Origin of the sequence: Quatrionicoccus australiensis, from assembly GCF_020510425.1 — a bacterium.
GTDB lineage: Bacteria > Pseudomonadota > Gammaproteobacteria > Burkholderiales > Rhodocyclaceae > Azonexus > Azonexus australiensis_A.
The window spans coordinates 4152838-4168471 of sequence record NZ_JAHBAH010000001.1; the positions used below are offsets into that span (position 1 = coordinate 4152838).

Annotated in this window: 14 protein-coding genes; 12 read left to right on the plus strand and 2 right to left on the minus strand. The window is 58.1% G+C overall.

Translation table 11 applies throughout. From position 1 onward, the window contains the following. Positions 1 to 50: 50 nt before the first annotated feature. Together thrC and KIG99_RS19875 are read right to left on the minus strand one after the other, a co-directional pair. Positions 51 to 1478 (minus strand): threonine synthase, encoded by a 1428-nt coding sequence (gene thrC / locus KIG99_RS19870; protein ID WP_226461754.1) that lies wholly within the window; start codon positions 1476 to 1478, stop codon positions 51 to 53. 32 nt (positions 1479 to 1510) lie between these two features. Continuing rightward, positions 1511 to 2563, minus strand: a complete 1053-nt coding sequence (locus KIG99_RS19875) for a hypothetical protein (protein ID WP_226461755.1) — start codon at positions 2561 to 2563, stop codon at positions 1511 to 1513. Here KIG99_RS19875 and KIG99_RS19880 point away from each other — a divergent pair. The 12 genes from KIG99_RS19880 to KIG99_RS19935 all read left to right on the plus strand — a co-directional run. Next, entirely contained in the window at positions 2543 to 2860 is a 318-nt protein-coding gene (locus tag KIG99_RS19880) for a hypothetical protein (protein WP_226461756.1), read from the plus strand. The two genes, KIG99_RS19875 and KIG99_RS19880, sit on opposite strands and share 21 nt — an antisense overlap. A gap of 227 nt (positions 2861 to 3087) precedes the next feature. Beyond that, positions 3088 to 4923: a PAS domain S-box protein gene (locus KIG99_RS19885; RefSeq protein ID WP_226461860.1), complete on the plus strand. Its 1836-nt coding sequence runs from the start codon at positions 3088 to 3090 to the stop codon at positions 4921 to 4923. 18 nt (positions 4924 to 4941) lie between these two features. Next, a complete protein-coding gene (locus KIG99_RS19890; RefSeq protein WP_226461757.1) occupies positions 4942 to 5583 on the plus strand; it encodes a response regulator in 642 nt (213 codons plus the stop codon). Between the two features lie 147 nt (positions 5584 to 5730). Continuing rightward, a complete protein-coding gene (locus KIG99_RS19895; RefSeq protein ID WP_226461758.1) occupies positions 5731 to 7830 on the plus strand; it encodes a PAS domain-containing hybrid sensor histidine kinase/response regulator in 2100 nt (699 codons plus the stop codon). Between the two features lie 137 nt (positions 7831 to 7967). Next, a complete protein-coding gene (locus KIG99_RS19900) occupies positions 7968 to 8333 on the plus strand; it encodes a response regulator (protein ID WP_226461759.1) in 366 nt (121 codons plus the stop codon). Positions 8334 to 8337: 4 nt separating this feature from the next. Further along, entirely contained in the window at positions 8338 to 9609 is a 1272-nt protein-coding gene (locus KIG99_RS19905) for a methyl-accepting chemotaxis protein (RefSeq protein WP_226461760.1), read from the plus strand. 11 nt (positions 9610 to 9620) lie between these two features. Further along, positions 9621 to 9926 carry an STAS domain-containing protein gene (locus tag KIG99_RS19910; protein ID WP_226461761.1) on the plus strand — a complete coding sequence of 102 codons (306 nt, stop codon included), beginning with the start codon at positions 9621 to 9623 and terminating at the stop codon, positions 9924 to 9926. Positions 9927 to 9945: 19 nt separating this feature from the next. Then, positions 9946 to 12162, plus strand: coding sequence for a chemotaxis protein CheA (locus tag KIG99_RS19915; protein WP_226461762.1), 2217 nt, complete (start codon positions 9946 to 9948; stop codon positions 12160 to 12162). A 27-nt stretch (positions 12163 to 12189) separates the two neighbouring features. Next, positions 12190 to 13809, plus strand: a complete 1620-nt coding sequence (locus KIG99_RS19920; protein WP_226461763.1) for a methyl-accepting chemotaxis protein — start codon at positions 12190 to 12192, stop codon at positions 13807 to 13809. 9 nt (positions 13810 to 13818) lie between these two features. Further along, entirely contained in the window at positions 13819 to 14370 is a 552-nt protein-coding gene (locus tag KIG99_RS19925) for a chemotaxis protein CheW (RefSeq protein ID WP_226461764.1), read from the plus strand. A gap of 63 nt (positions 14371 to 14433) precedes the next feature. Further along, positions 14434 to 15027 (plus strand): chemotaxis protein CheD, encoded by a 594-nt coding sequence (locus KIG99_RS19930; protein WP_226461765.1) that lies wholly within the window; start codon positions 14434 to 14436, stop codon positions 15025 to 15027. Then, the coding region (locus KIG99_RS19935; protein ID WP_226461766.1) for a CheR family methyltransferase at positions 15027 to 15634 on the plus strand (608 nt) is incomplete at its 3' end. The genes KIG99_RS19930 and KIG99_RS19935, both read left to right, overlap by 1 nt.

The window sequence follows — 15634 nt, forward strand, 5'->3', positions numbered from 1 at the left end:
GGCCCCAATTATTCGCAGGGCGGCCCGGAAACGGACCGCCCTTTGCTTTTTCAGACGCGTTCGACGAGGAACTGCTTGATCGCCGCGACATCCGGCGCCATGACGACGACGCGCTGCTCAAGCTTCTCGATGCCGGCCAGGTCGGCCGGGCGCACCGGCTCGGTACCGAGCGCCTCGCGGATGGTTTCCTCGAACTTGGCGGGCTGCGCCGTTTCGAGCACGATCATCGGCACATTCGGCAGGCGATGTTCGAGCGCCACTTTCAGGCCGTCAGCCGTGTGCGTGTCGAGCATGACGTTGTAGCGGCCCTGCGCAAAGCGGATGGTGTTGATGCGGTCAACATGCGAGCTCTTGCCGGAAACGAAACCAAAATTGCCGATTTTTTGCCAGTGGACCGTAGCGGACAGATCGAAGGCCTGGCCCTTGTCGACCTTGGCCCACAGTTCGCGCACAACGGCCGGATCGCGGCCGACCAGGTCGAAGACGAAGCGCTCGAAATTCGAGGCCTTGGAAATGTCCATCGACGGGCTGGAGGTGATGCTGGTCTCGGCGGCGCTGCGCGGACGGTAGATGCCGGTCTTGAAGAACTCGTCGAGCACGTCGTTTTCATTGGTGGCGAGCACCAGCCGGGCGATCGGCAGGCCCATCTGGCGGGCGATGTGGCCGGCGCAGATGTTGCCGAAATTGCCCGAGGGCACGGCGAAGGCGACCTGCTCGTCGTTCGATTTCGTGGCCAGGAAATAGCCCTGGAAGTAATAGACGATCTGCGCCGCGACGCGCGCCCAGTTGATCGAATTGACGGCGCCAATCTTGTACCTGGCCTTGAATTCGGCATCGTTCGACACCGCCTTGACGATATCCTGCGCGTCGTCGAAGAGGCCGGTGACGGCGATGTTGAAGATGTTCGGATCCTGCAGCGAATACATCTGGGCGCGCTGGAAGGCGCTCATCTTGCCGTCCGGCGAGAGCATGAAGACCTTGACATTGTGCTTGCCGCGCATCGCGTATTCGGCCGCCGAACCGGTGTCGCCGGAGGTGGCGCCGAGAATGTTGATAGCCTGGCCACGCTTGTCGAGCACGTACTCGAACAGGTTGCCGAGCAGTTGCATCGCCATGTCCTTGAAGGCGAGCGTCGGGCCGTTCGACAGTTCCTGCGTGTACAGGCCGTCCTCAAGCTTGGTCAGCGGCGTGATCTGGGCGGCATCGCCGCCATTGCGGGTGTAGCGATAGACGTCGGCGGTGTAGGTCTTGGCGACCAGTGCCTTGAGATCGGCGGCCGGAATGTCGGTGATGAACTTGGAGAGAATTTCGTAGGCCAGGTCGGCATACGACAGCTGACGCCAGGTATCAAGCTCGCCACGGCTGATCTGCGGGTAGCTTTCCGGCAGGTAAAGGCCGCCATCCGGCGCCAGGCCGCCGAGGAGAATGTCGCAGAAAGTCTGGGGCGCGGCGTTACCGCGGGTCGAGATATAGCGCATGGCGAAGCCCTGAAAAGCGAAAAACGGCGATTTTACCGCGTCGACCGCCTGACGCGCACGGCTTGCAGCAGGTTGACGACAAACAGCAGCAACGCAAGCAGCAAGATGCCGCCCGCCAGCCCTTGCAAATCGGCGAGCAAGGCGAGAGCGGCGAGCAGGAACAGCAGCGCCCGCCAGCCGCCGCTTGCCGCCAGCTTGTCGCGCATCAGACGACGCTCCGGCGTCACCGGCCCCGGCCAGCGCCAGACCGGCAGCAACTGGCTGAGCGCCCCGCTGACCAGAGGCAGCAGGAAACCGGCGCCCCAGGCGAGCAACGAGGGCCGCGCCGGCAACAGGCCGGCACCATGCGCGACGCCCGCCGCCAGCGTCAGCAACAGGCCGACAACGGCCGCCAGCAAGGATGCGGCAGCACCGTCCGCGAGCAGCGGCCGGATACCGAAACGCCGCACCCACTGACCGACCAGGCCAAGCGCAGCGACCAGAACGAGCGCCGCCCCCGGTGCCGCAAGCGGCCAGACCACGGCCGCCCCGGTCGCCACCACCAGCGCGCCGCCGGCGACCAGCCAGAGACGCCGATGCAACCAGCCGGCGGCTTCCGGGTCGGGCTTGCCAAGTACGGTCGGCATCAGTACCGGCAAGGTGCCAAGCGCGGCCAGCCCGACCAGGCCGATGGTGTTCAGATGCAGGTGAAACAGGCGCAGCGGATACCAATAGGCCGGCCAGATCGCCGTCAGCAGGATCGCCAGCAGGGCCAGCATCAGGCAGCCCAGCGCCGCGCCATACCAGCGCCAGCCAGGGTGCGGCGAACCAAGACTGGCGCGCGCCCGAGCCGCCATCCAGTTGAGCAAAAAGGCCGCCAGAACGAGGTCGACCGTAGCCGCACCATACAACAACCAATAAGGCAGCATGCCCTGCATCGCCAGCACGGCGAGCAGACCGGCAGCCTGTGCCAACCAGGGCAGGCGCCCGACCCACGGCGCTGGATCACCGGTGCGTGTCAATACCGGTACAAAATGACTCATTGCCGCGAAAATCAGTGGCACGACACCGACAGCAAATGCCAGATGCGCCACGGCGACAGGCATGCCGATTCCGGCTGTCGCCAGAAAAACGCTGGCGAGCAGAAAGCCAAGGGTCAGACCGGCGACATACAGCATGCAGCCCTCGCTCCGGATCGAATCACCATTGCAAACATGAAAAACACTCCGTTGATAGCTACTGCAATCTGGATCAGCCCCGGAATTGATCCGTCGCTACAACTCATCATCCTGCGATTTATACAATACTTTCCTGACATCGGCTGCCGGAGCGCAGCTCAAGCCAAGCCCCTCAAGGCCGAAACAAACAAGACAAGCTACCGCAAAACCGGTACTTCGCTATAGGGAAATACCTGAATGTCGGTGCCACATCCGATCACGTAAGATCCTTCTGCGGCAAGCTTCGTCGGTTTATAACCAGCCTCAGTTGGGCGGTTTTCCAAAAAGCTCCAACTCTTTTATGAACCTATCCTAAAAAACGGATTCCAATCCACCGGGGAGTCCTTACAAGAAACATGGTGGAAACAAACATGGACGCACAACACCTTACTAGTTATCCGTCGTCCCCCGAAATGCCAGGATGTGAAAATCGGGTGACGCCAGCGGCATGCCTCGAACTTTATCGGACCGTTCTTGACACCCTGCCCTTCCCGGTGTGGGTAAAAAACACCGAGAGCCGTCTACTCGCCGTCAACGCAGCCTTTGCCGGTCTCTTCGGAGCCTCGCTGCCGCAGGAACTGGTTGGCAAGACCGACTTCGACATCTTGCCAGCGGATCTGGCCGAGCTCTATCGCGCAGATGACCGGCATGTGCTTGCCACCCGCCAGATCAAGGTCATTGAAGAAAAGGTTCCCGACAAAGGCATGGAAAAATGGTTTGAGACCTTCAAGGCGCCACTTATCAATGGTGAAAACGAGGTCGTCGGCACCATTGGCTTTGCCCGGGAGGTCACCGAGCGCAAGCAGGGCGAAAAGTTGCGGGATGAACAAATGGCCAGCCTGCGCCTGCACCATGACGCGCTGGCAGCCATTACGCAAGGCGTCATCATTACCGATGTCGAGGGTCTGATCAGCTATGCGAACAAGGGGGTCGAAAAGATAACCGGTTATGCGCAGCACGAAATCATCGGCAGGAATTGCAGGTTTCTGCAAGGGGCGGCAACTTGCAGTAAAACGGTAGGCAAGATGAGAGCAGCACTTGCATCCCGCCAGCAGTTTCATGGCGAAATCCTGAACTATCGCAAGGATGGCTCAAGCTTTCGCAACGAGTTGTCGATTGTCCCGATTGCCGACAACAAAGGGCAAGTCACACAGTTCGTCGGCATCCTGCGTGACGAGACGGCAAGCAAGCTCGCCACGGAGCAATTACGCACCTATGCCGGCGAGGTCGAGGATCTTTATCAAAATGCACCTTGTGGCTATCACTCGGTCAACAAGGACGGTGTCTTCATCCGCATCAACGATACCGAGTTGCGCTGGCTGGGATATGCACGGGAAGAGGTTATCGGTCGCGCCTTGGTCGAGTTTCTTTCCCCTGAAACTGTTCCGTCCTTCCTTGCCTATTTTTCCCTGTTGCTCGAAAAACAGGCGAATGCACACACCGAAGTCGAGTTCATCTGCAAGGATGGTAGCGCCCTGCCTGCAGTGATCAGCGCGACGGCGTTGCGCGACGAAGCCGGCAATTTTCTGGCCAGTCGAGCCAATGTTTATGACCGGCGCGAGCACAAAAAGGCCGAAGCCGAGCGTCTTCGGCAGGCAGCCAAGCTTGAGGCGATGTCACGACATCTCGTGGCAACCCAGGAAGAAATCCGGCGTCGCCTGTCTGCCGACCTGCATGACCGGACCAGTCCCAACCTGGCAGCCATTTCAATCAATCTGGGCATTCTGGCAAACGAACTCGCAGCCCGCGGTTCGAGCGAAATCACCGCCCGCATCGAAGATACCCGTGCCCTGATCGAGGATACGGCAGCAAGCATTCGCGAAGTCAGCTCGGAGTTACGGCCGCCCCTGCTTGATTATGCCGGCCTGCTGCCCGCCATGGAGAGTCATCTCGACGACTTCACCCGGCGCACCGGCATCGAAGCAACAATCAGCTGTGAGAACCGCGAATTGCAACCGTCGCCGGAACACGAACTGGTGTTGTTCCGCATTTTCCAGGAAGCGCTGACCAATTGTGCCAAGCATGCCCGTGCCACCTCTGCCGAGATCCGGCTGTCCAGCCAAACAAACAGCATATCGATGAGCATCTCGGACAACGGCATTGGTTTTGACAGCCAGCACCCCAGCCTCGCCGCACCGGGAAGCGGACTCGGCCTCATCAACATGCGCGAGGCCACCGAGTTTGTCGGCGGCACTTTCGTGATCAATTCCAGCTTGGGAAAAGGCACCCGAATTCATGTCCAGATCTAGTATCAAGAGCTACCAACCATGACCCTGCGCGTTCTGCTTGTCGATGATCACCGGATGTTCCGCGAAGCGCTGCGCGCGCTTCTCGAGCGCAGCCCCGAGATTAAAATTGTTGGTGAAACAGGGGATGGCAACGAGGCACTCAGACTCATCGCAGATACCTCTCCGGACATCGTTTGCATGGACATCGGCCTGCCCGGCATGAATGGTGTGGAAACAACGCGGCGTATCAAGCTTGCGCATCCTTCGGTCAAGATCATCGCCCTGTCGATTTATGCCGAACGACGTTACGTCCTCGACATGATCGAGGCCGGGGCCGGGGCCTATGTGACAAAGGATGAGGCCAGCGATGAATTGCTGCGAGCGATTGATGCGGTACAGCGCAATCGCAGCTATCTGTGCCCGGATGTCGCAACGCTGATCACGCACGGCATTAGCAGCAGAGACAGGAGCATCCCTTCACCCATCCGTCTCGGCAATCGCGAGCAGCAGGTATTGCGTCTGGTTGCTCAAGGCAACACCTCGATCCAGATCGCGGCGAAGATGAGCATTGCCGCCTCAACCGTAGAGGTGCATCGCCGCAACATCATGCGCAAACTCGATCTGCACAGCGTCGCCGAGTTGACCCGTTACGTCATCAGCCGGGGCATGGATCTCGACTAGGTCGAACTCAATGCAGATCGCAGCCCACACATTCAAACAGAATACCTGCTTACCGGTAAGCAATATATTCAGATTTGCTGATATCGGCTACCAACCAGCAAGCGTAGCATAACGTCATTTCATTCTGCTCGAATACACCATAACTGAATGCATGATCCAAGTGTAAACAAGGGCGATGCGACCGCCTCCCCGTTGCCGGAAAGCAGCACAGCGAGCCAGGCTGAACTGAGCGAAACCCTGCACTTGTTTGAAAGTGAACTGCAGAACACCCGGCAGCGCCTCGCTGCCAGCGAAATCAGAATCCACAGCATCCTTCAGACTGCACCGGTCGGTATCGGTGTCATGACGGCACAGCGTGTATTTGTTGATGTCAATCCAGCAATGACCGGTATCACCGGCTACCAGTCAGAAGAGTTGATCGGCCAGTCTTCCCGCCTGCTCTACCCGTCGGATGAAGAATTTCACCGCGTCGGAGCCGAAAAGGACAGCCAGCTAAAGGCACATGGCCAATGTTCCATCGAAGCCAGCCTGCGCCACAAGAATGGTCAGATGGTTGATGTCATCTGGTCGATCGCCCCGCTCTCCCCGAATGATCCGGTGGGTTTGCTAACGGTTACGTTTCAGGACATCACCAAGCGCAAACAGGCCGAGGCCCAGTTGCGCCTGCGCGGTGCGGCACTGGATGCCACAGCCAATGCAATCATGATTACCGACATCAGCGGTGCGATCGAATGGGCCAATCCGGCTTTCTTTGCCATGACGGGCTACCAGCCGGTTGAAGTGCTTGGGCACAATCCCCGCCAACTGTTGCGCTCCGGAGAGCAGGAGCCGGAGACTTACCATGAACTGTGGAAGACGATCAGTGCCGGCAAGGTCTGGCAAGGGCGGTTGATCAATCGGCGTCGGGACGGCAGTCTCTATCACGAATTCCAGACGATCACACCGGTACCCGACGAAAGCGGCGCCATCCGAAATTTCATCGCCGTCAAGGAAGACATCAGCCAAAGCGTACAGGCAGAAACCGAACTGAAAAATTATCGCGACCATCTTGAAGAGATGGTTGCGGCGCGCACGGTCGACCTGCTTGCGGCACAACAAAATGCTGAACGTCTGGCACAGCTGCGCAGCGAATTTCTCGCGAACATGAGTCACGAAATCCGCACCCCGCTCAACGCTGTGCTCGGCCTTGCCCAGGTTGGCCTGCGTGCCGGCAAAGGTACCTCGTGTCATGAAAACTTTGCCCGTATCGTGCAGGCCGGCGAATTGCTCCTGGGCATAGTCAACGACATTCTCGACTTCGCGAAAATCGAAGCCGGCAAACTGGCACTTGAGTCAGCCCCGCTCAATCTCGACACCCTGATCGACCGAGCCGCCAACCTGAGTACCGAGCGAGCCAGAACCAAGGGAATCGATTTTGCGATCAGCAAGGCAGCCGACCTTCCCGTCGCATGCCTTGGCGACGAGCTGCGCTTGCTGCAGGTTCTGGTCAATCTCCTGTCCAACGCAATCAAGTTCACAGCACAGGGCACGGTCTCGCTATCGGTATATCGCCAGGATGCGACGCTGATTTTCCGGATTTCCGACTCCGGTATCGGCATGACACCGGATCAACTGGCCCACCTGTTTCAGCCTTTCGCACAGGCCGACATTTCGACCAGCCGCCGCTTTGGCGGAACCGGGCTCGGCCTGGTCATCTGCAAGCATCTGCTTGACTTGATGGGGGGCACGATCAGTGTGCGCAGCGCACCTGGCAAAGGTAGTGACTTCATCGTCAGCCTGCCGTTGAAGGAGGTGAATTCACCTCCCGGCAGCTTCAGTACGATGTCCGGATCAGGCCCGCGCCTGTGCGGATTGCGCATCCTCGCCGCCGAAGATAACGAAATCAACCGTATTGTCCTCGAGGAGATTCTTCTCGACGAGGGCGTTAGCCTGTGCTGCGTCGAGAACGGCGTGCAGGCAGTTGAACGGGTGGTCAATTCAGCCAGCAAGAGCTGGGACATCGTCCTGATGGACATCATGATGCCGCTCATGGATGGTCATGAGGCCACTCGCCGTATTCACCAGGTCGACCCTGAACTGCCGGTTATCGGATTGACCGCGCATGCGCTGGACGAAGAGCGGGATAAATGCATCGCCTCCGGCATGCTCGCCCATGTGGTCAAGCCGATTGACTTGAACCTGCTCGTCGAAACGATCCAGATGCACGCCAGGAGAGCATCTTCACTGACAAACAAAAATGGAAAATGATATCGTTACACTTCTTTACAAATATCATCGCCAGCCCACGGCTAACCCAAGCGCATAACACCTAGACTGCCCGAACCAGAACATGTTTTCATCAGGCTTGTCGATAAGTACCCCCAAAGATACTGGAACAAATATCCATGAAAACAATTTTTCTTGTCGATGACTCGGCCACCATCCTGCTGAGCATTTCAAACATTCTGACCAAGGCAGGCTATGCGGCCGAAAAGGCCTCGAATGCCGAAGAAGCCCTGCGCAAACTGAAGGGCGGCCTCAAGATCGACCTGATGATCACCGACCTCAACATGCCGGGAATGAACGGCATCGAGTTGATCAAGGAAGTGCGCAAGCTTCCCGCTTACAAGTTCGTCCCCATCCTCTTCCTGACCACCGAGTCGCAACAGTCCAGAAAGCTGGAAGCCAAGGCAGCCGGTGCTTCGGGTTGGATCGTCAAGCCGGCAACGGCCGATGAACTGCTCAACACAATCAAGCTGGTCGTTCGCTAAACGCATGCCGATCAACACACTCCTGCGCCGTGGCCTGATTGTTTTCCTGATTGTCGCCACGGGAGCCTCCTGTGTCGTCTATTTTGCCCACAACTGGTTTCACACAGCCTTTACCTCACTGACCGGACTAAAATCGCCAGAAGTCGATGCACTGGGCACCTTTGTTCTGGTCGCCGCCAGTTATCTGGCGCAACGCATGGTTTCGCTGGCGTTTTACCGCGACCAGATGCTCGGCCTGGATAAGCTTGCCAGCGGTGACGAAAGCAAGCTGGAAAACTATCATCAGGTGGCCGGGGAGGTTTCGGGAGAACTCATCCAGATTTCCAGCTTCAATGAAGTCGTCCGCAATCAGTTGAAGAGTGTCATCGACGAAACCGAGAAAGCCGCCTTCAACATTGCCGAGCGCCTGCAGACCATTGACAGCGTGGTTACCGCACTTGATCGCTATGTTTCCGGAACCACCGACGAAACAGCGCAGCTGGTACGCGACTCGGAAACGCGTATTGCGCAGAACCAGAAGATGATCCTGCAAATTGAAGGCTACGTGCAGCAACGCCTGCATGAGGCGGCACAGGATCAGATACGGGTAAAACAGGTGGTGCAGGAAGCGCGCTCGCTGGAGTCGCTGGTCCAACTGATCAAGCATGTCGCCGGGCAAACCAACCTGCTGGCGCTGAATGCGGCCATCGAGGCGGCCCGCGCCGGCGAGGCGGGGCGTGGTTTTGCGGTGGTTGCCGACGAAGTGCGCAAATTGTCTGGCGAGACTGAAACGGCGGTCGTCAAGATCAGCCAGGGCATCGCATCAGTTAGCGAACATATCGAAACCCAGTTCGAAGACAAGCTTTCCAATGTCAATCTCGAAAAGGAAAAGCAGTTGCTCGAGTTTTTCTCAGCCCAGCTCAACGAGCTCGGCCAGAACTACGAAGAACTGATGCAGCATGAAGCGGGCGTCCTGGCCGAAGTTCAGAGCAGCAGCCGGCAACTGGCCGAGATGTTCCTCGAAGCCCAGGCCAGCGTACAGTTTCAGGATGTCACCCGGCAGCAGATCGAGCACGTCATGCAGGCACTGGCACAACTGGACGAGCATGCAAGCATGTTGGCTGATCGCCTGCGCTCCGGCGGCGGCACGGAATCCGGCTACACGCCGATTGCCCAGCATCTGGAAACGCTTTACAGCCGCTATGTCATGGAGCAGCAGAGAAATACTCATGACAGCTCACTCAAGCGAACCTCGGGGACAGCTACCGCTCCCCAGTCACGGATTGAGTTGTTTTAAGGAAAACTGACATGCCATCCAGTCAACCGTTAACGGTCACCGAAGACTTGACCATCTATCACGCACTGGAGCTCAAGGAAAAACTCCTTGACGCCCTTTCGCAAACAGCTGATCTGGAGTTGAACCTGGCCCAGGTTGGCGAAATGGACACGGCCGGTCTGCAACTGCTTGTATTACTCAAGAAAGAGGCACAGCGCGCCGGAAAGTGCGTTCGTATCGTGGCGCACAGCCAGGCGGTGAGCGCAGTCGTCGAATTTTGCAACATGGCCGCCGAGTTTGGCGACCCATTGCTCATTCCTGCTCATGAGACACCCTGACGGGCAGCGGAGAACAAACATGGACGAAATTACCGGCGTCTTCATCCAGGAAAGCCGCGAGCAACTTGCAGAGATGGAATCCGGCCTGTTGCGGCTGGAGCAAGATCCGGAAGACCAGGACAACATCAACAGCATTTTTCGCGCCGCCCACACCATCAAGGGGGGCTCCGGCGTCATTGAATGCCACTTCATCGAATCCTTTACCCATCGCGTAGAAAACCTGCTCGATGCGCTGCGCAACGGCGATCTCGCCGTGACCTCCACCCTCGCCACCCTGCTGCTCGAATGCTGCGACCACATGGGCTGTCTGCTTGATGTTCTCGGAGCCGAAGCCAGCGAGCCGGATGCAGAACTGCAGGCCCGCGGAGAAAGCCTGACCGAACGTCTCAAGGTGCTCCTGGGGGCACCGACAACCGCGCCCGCCAGTTCCGACATGACGCTGCATGATCCGACGGTCGAGGTCGAAAGCTCGGGTGGCGGCATTGTCGTCACCGATAGCTGGCACATCTCAGTGCGCTTTGGCGAAAACGTGCTGCGCGGCGGCATGGAGCCTCTCTCTTTCATCCGCTACCTGGCCTCGCTGGGCGAAATTGTCGGACTCGAAACGATCACCGACGCCATACCGGCCGCAGCTGAAATGGACCCGGAGTCCTGCTATATCGGCTTTGAAATCCAGTTGCAGACACGTAGCTCGAAGGCCGATATCGAGCGCGTCTTCGATTTTGTCCGCGATGAGTGCGACCTCCACATCCTGCCGCCGAACAGCAAGCTTTCGGAATACATCAAGCGTATTGAGGAACTCCCGGAAGACAGCATGCGTCTCGGCGAAATTCTCGTGCGCTGTGGCGCGTTGACGCAGACTGAAATCGACCAGGGACTACTCAACCAGGAAACGGCGTGCGCCGGCCCGTCGACCGATGGCGCACCGCACTCACCGCAGTTGGGCGAAATACTTGTCGACAACAAGGTGGTCCACAAGGAACTGGTTGAAGCAGCGGTCGTCAAGCAAACCCAGGTCAATGACAAGAAGGCTAAGGAAGCCCGTCTGGTTCGCGTTCAGGCCGACAAACTCGACCAGTTGATCGACCTGGTGGGCGAACTGGTCATCGCTGGCGCTTCGGCTAACCTGCTCGCCCAGAAAAGCCGGCAAGCCGGGCTGGTTGAAGCGACCTCGGTCCTGTCGCGCCTCGTCGAAAACATTCGAGATTCCGCTCTGCAACTGCGCATGGTGCAGATCGGTGACACCTTCACCCGCTTCAACCGGGTAGTCCGTGATGTTTCAAAAGAACTGGGCAAGGAAATCGACTTGCAGATCAGCGGTGCAGAAACCGAACTCGACAAGACCGTCGTCGAAAAAATCGGCGATCCGCTGATGCACCTGGTCAGAAACTCCCTCGACCATGGTATCGAGCCTGTCGCACTGCGCCTGGAACGAGGCAAGCCGGCCTGTGGCCGTGTTTCGCTCAATGCCTTCCATGACTCGGGCAGCATCGTGATCGAGGTTTCCGATGACGGTGGCGGGCTCAACAAGAACAAGATCTCCGCCAAGGCGCTGGAGCGAGGGATCATCCAGCCCGGTCAACAGCTTTCCGAGGCCGAAATTGTCAATCTCATCTTCGAGCCGGGCTTCTCTACCGTAGACAAGGTTTCCAACCTGTCCGGCCGCGGCGTCGGCATGGACGTCGTACGCCGCAACATCCAGGCACTGCGCGGTGCGGTTAACGTAACTTCCGTCGAAGGACAGGGCAGCACTTTCAGCATCCACCTGCCGCTGACTCTGGCCATCATCGATGGCTTCCTGGTCGGCGTCGGCAAGGCAGCCTATGTCATTCCGCTCGACACCGTTGTTGAATGCATAGAACAAAAGGAGCCGCCGACCGGACGCAGCTTCCTCAACCTGCGCGGCGAAGCCCTGCCCTTCATCCGGTTGCGAGATCTTTTCGAGATTGAGGGAACGCCACCGGCCCGCGAAAGCATTGTCGTCATCCAGTTCGGCGGGCAAAAGGCGGGGATAGTCGTTGACCAGCTGATGGGCGAGTTCCAGACCGTGATCAAACCACTCGGCGTGATGTTCCCGCATCTCCAGGGAATTGGCGGTTCAACCATTCTCGGCAGCGGCGAGGTCGCCTTGATTCTCGATGTTGCAGCGCTGGTCCGGATTGTCAGCCAGAGTGAAGAACAGAAATTCCTGCCGGAGAGGAATACCCCCTCCCTGCCCGTACATCCCGGTAATTAAGCAACGCAATTCAACAAGAGGTAGATCATGTTCAAGAATATGAAAATAGGTGTCCGACTCGGTCTTGGCTTTGGCGTCGTCCTGATGCTGCTGCTGATCATCTCGGCGCTCTCCTTTTTTCGGGTTGGTGGCCTGAATGATGAAATTGGCGATATGGTCAATGACAAGTTCCCGAAAACAGTAGCTGCCAACAACATCATTGACCAGGTTAACGTAGTAGCTCGCATCACGCGCAATGCCATCCTGCAACAAAAGCCCGAAGATGCCCAGATCGAGCTTGCCCGCATTCCGCCGGCGAGCAAGATAATCAGCGACAACCTCGACAAACTCGAGAAAACAATTACCTCGGAAAGCGGCAAAAAAGCACTTGTTCTAGTCCAGGAAACACGCAAGGACTACGTTGCCGATCTCAACAAGCTGCGCGAGCAGATCAGTACCGGCAAACGTGATGAAGCCCTAGCCAACCTGTTTGGAAGCATGCGCAACTCCCAGGCCAACTATCTTGCCTCGATCAACAAACTGATCGAAATTCAGACCGACATGATGAATCAGGCTGGTCAGCGTGCCAGCGAAGCGGCGCAAAGCGCCAAGAACATGATCATGCTGCTGTCGATCGGCGCCATCCTGATTGCCCTCAGTTTTGCCTTCTGGGTAACCCGTTCGATTACCGTGCCGATCAACGAAGCGGTTCAGGCCGCCAGCCGTCTGGCCGAAGGTGACCTGACCGTCAAGCTGCAGTCCGACAGCAAGGACGAAGTCGGTCAGTTGATGAATGCCCTGCAAAACATGATCGGCAAGCTGACCCAGATCATCGGCGAAGTTCGTACCGCCGCCGACAATCTGACCAACGCCGCCGGCCAGGTCTCGGCCACGGCCCAGTCCCTGTCGCAGTCCTCCAGCGAACAGGCCGCTTCGGTCGAAGAAACTACGTCCTCGATGGAACAGATGACCGCTTCCATTTCGCAAAACACCGAGAATGCCAAGGTTACCGACGGCATGGCCTCCAAGGCCGCCAAGGAAGCAGCCGATGGCGGAGAAGCCGTAGTGCAGACGGTCGAAGCGATGAAGAGCATTGCCGACAAGATCGGCATCATTGACGACATCGCCTACCAGACCAACCTGCTGGCACTCAACGCCGCCATTGAAGCCGCCCGTGCCGGCGACCATGGCAAGGGTTTTGCTGTGGTTGCGGCCGAAGTCCGCAAACTGGCCGAGCGCTCACAGGTCGCCGCCCAGGAAATCGGCGGCCTGGCCTCGACCTCGGTCAAGCAGGCCGAACGTGCAGGCACCTTGCTCAACGAAATCGTTCCTTCAATCCGCAAGACTTCCGATCTGGTTCAGGAAATCGCTGCCGCATCGAGCGAACAATCCTCCGGCGTCGCGCAGATCAACGGGGCCATGGGGCAGCTTAACCAGGCAACGCAACAGAATGCCTCCGCTTCGGAAGAACTGGCGGCTACGGCCGAGGAACTTGGTTCCCAAGCGGAGCAATTGCAGCAGACCATGACCTTCTTCCATCTCGACAACAACAGCCGCAGTACCGCCCAGAGCTTCTCGGCCCCCCGCGCGACCGGCGGATCGAAGCCGCGCACGGCAACCCGGGCTGCGGCCATCCAGATCAACGAGGGTGATTTCGAGCGTTACTGAGGAGTCATCATGGGACAACTAGTTGAACAAAAGGGAGGAGTACTCGCGACTAGCGCGGACTCTCCTTCCCAATACCTGACTTTCACGCTCGGCGGCGAAATGTTTGCGGTCGGCATTCTCAACGTCAAGGAAATCATCGAATACGGTAGCCTGACCGAGATTCCGATGATGCCGGCCTTCATTCGCGGCGTCATCAACCTGCGCGGCAGCGTGGTGCCGGTCATCGATCTGACGGCGCGTTTTGGCGGCCAGCAGACGGTCATTGGCAAAAGAACCTGCATCGTCATCGTCGAAATCCAGGACGAAGACACGCGTCACGACATCGGCGTCATCGTTGATGCCGTTTCCGAGGTTCTTGAGATTCCGTCCAGCGAAATCGAACCGCCGCCCTCCTTCGGTGCCAGAATTCGTGCCGATTTCATTTTTGGCATGGGCAAGGTCGCCGGCAAATTCGTCATCCTGCTCAATCTGGAAAATGTCCTTTCCGTCGAAGAAATTGCGTCTCTGACCGGGGTCGAAAAACTCGCAGGCGATTCCGGCATCGCTGCCGGAATGGCATAAATTCACTTTTTCAACCGTTGACCGTCCAGCCTCCTGAATACGGACCGAAAGCAATGCATCTCGATGGATTACAGCAAACTACCTTCCAAGGAGATCGAGCGCCAGGCCCGGACCATTCACCCCGGGGCTTGGGCGATCGAGCCGGAGCGACCGCTGGCGACGCTGCTCGGCTCCTGCGTCGCGGTTTGCCTGTTTGATCACAAGGTTCGGGTCGGGGGGCTGAATCATTTCATGCTACCCAGTATCCGGCGCAGCCATCACGACGATGTGGATACACTGCTCTCAGGTAGCTTTGCCATGGAGTCGCTGCTCAATGCCCTGCTCCAGCGCGGCGCCCGGAAGGAACACCTGCAGGCCAAGGCATTCGGTGGCGGCACCATCATCAACACAAGTGGTCCCTCGATGAATATTGGCGTACGCAACGCCACTTTCGCCAAAGAGTGGCTGGCGCGTGAAGACATCCCTCTGGTTGCCACCGATTTCCTTGGCCCATGGTCGCGCAAGGTACTGTTTCTGCCAAACACCGGCGATGCCTACTGCCGGCGCATGGTCACCAACATGGCGGCCGCCGAAGTGATCGCCAGGGAGGAACAGGCTTACGCCGACTCACTGCTGCGCAAACCGGCACCGGCCGAAAACAAGATCGAGCTGTTTTGATGAGCGAACCGAGTCCAATTACCGATCAGGAATTTTCCCTTTTCCAGCGTTTGATCTACAAGATCGCCGGCATCAGTCTGAGCGATGCAAAAAAGGTCCTGCTGGTCGGCCGTCTTTCGCGCCGCCTGAAGCAATACGAGTTGGGCAATTTTGGCCAGTATTACCGCATGCTGGCGAGCGGCCAGCATCCGGAAGAGTTGCAGACGATGGTCGACTTGCTGACCACCAACGAAACTTACTTCTTTCGCGAACAAAAGCATTTTGACTTCCTGCGCGACGAGATCCTGCAAAAGCGGCGCAGCCCGGCCACCTTCCGGATCTGGAGTGCGGCCTGTTCGAGCGGCGAAGAGGTCTATACGCTGGCCATGATGCTGGCCGAGCATTTGCCGAATGCACCATGGGAAATCGTCGGCTCCGACATCAGTACCCAGGTACTGGCCAAAGCTGCCACCGGGCATTACTCGCTGGCACGCACCGAAGGCATTCCGCCTGGCTTCATGAGCAAATACTGCCTCAAGGGGGTGCGCTCCCATGCCGGAACCTTTCTGATTGCGCCAGAACTCAGACGCCGCACCAGCTTTCATCAAATCAACCTGATGAATCCGGT

Excerpts from the sequence above, each read along its gene's own strand:
- thrC (WP_226461754.1), bottom strand. The coding sequence starts at position 1,478 with ATGCGCTATATCTCGACCCGCGGTAACGCCGCGCCCCAGACTTTCTGC.
- KIG99_RS19880 (WP_226461756.1), top strand. The coding sequence starts at position 2,543 with ATGCGCCACGGCGACAGGCATGCCGATTCCGGCTGTCGCCAGAAAAAC.
- KIG99_RS19875 (WP_226461755.1), bottom strand. The coding sequence starts at position 2,563 with ATGCCTGTCGCCGTGGCGCATCTGGCATTTGCTGTCGGTGTCGTGCCA.
- KIG99_RS19885 (WP_226461860.1), top strand. The coding sequence starts at position 3,088 with ATGCCAGGATGTGAAAATCGGGTGACGCCAGCGGCATGCCTCGAACTT.
- KIG99_RS19890 (WP_226461757.1), top strand. The coding sequence starts at position 4,942 with ATGACCCTGCGCGTTCTGCTTGTCGATGATCACCGGATGTTCCGCGAA.
- KIG99_RS19895 (WP_226461758.1), top strand. The coding sequence starts at position 5,731 with ATGCATGATCCAAGTGTAAACAAGGGCGATGCGACCGCCTCCCCGTTG.
- KIG99_RS19900 (WP_226461759.1), top strand. The coding sequence starts at position 7,968 with ATGAAAACAATTTTTCTTGTCGATGACTCGGCCACCATCCTGCTGAGC.
- KIG99_RS19905 (WP_226461760.1), top strand. The coding sequence starts at position 8,338 with ATGCCGATCAACACACTCCTGCGCCGTGGCCTGATTGTTTTCCTGATT.
- KIG99_RS19910 (WP_226461761.1), top strand. The coding sequence starts at position 9,621 with ATGCCATCCAGTCAACCGTTAACGGTCACCGAAGACTTGACCATCTAT.
- KIG99_RS19915 (WP_226461762.1), top strand. The coding sequence starts at position 9,946 with ATGGACGAAATTACCGGCGTCTTCATCCAGGAAAGCCGCGAGCAACTT.
- KIG99_RS19920 (WP_226461763.1), top strand. The coding sequence starts at position 12,190 with ATGTTCAAGAATATGAAAATAGGTGTCCGACTCGGTCTTGGCTTTGGC.
- KIG99_RS19925 (WP_226461764.1), top strand. The coding sequence starts at position 13,819 with ATGGGACAACTAGTTGAACAAAAGGGAGGAGTACTCGCGACTAGCGCG.
- KIG99_RS19930 (WP_226461765.1), top strand. The coding sequence starts at position 14,434 with ATGGATTACAGCAAACTACCTTCCAAGGAGATCGAGCGCCAGGCCCGG.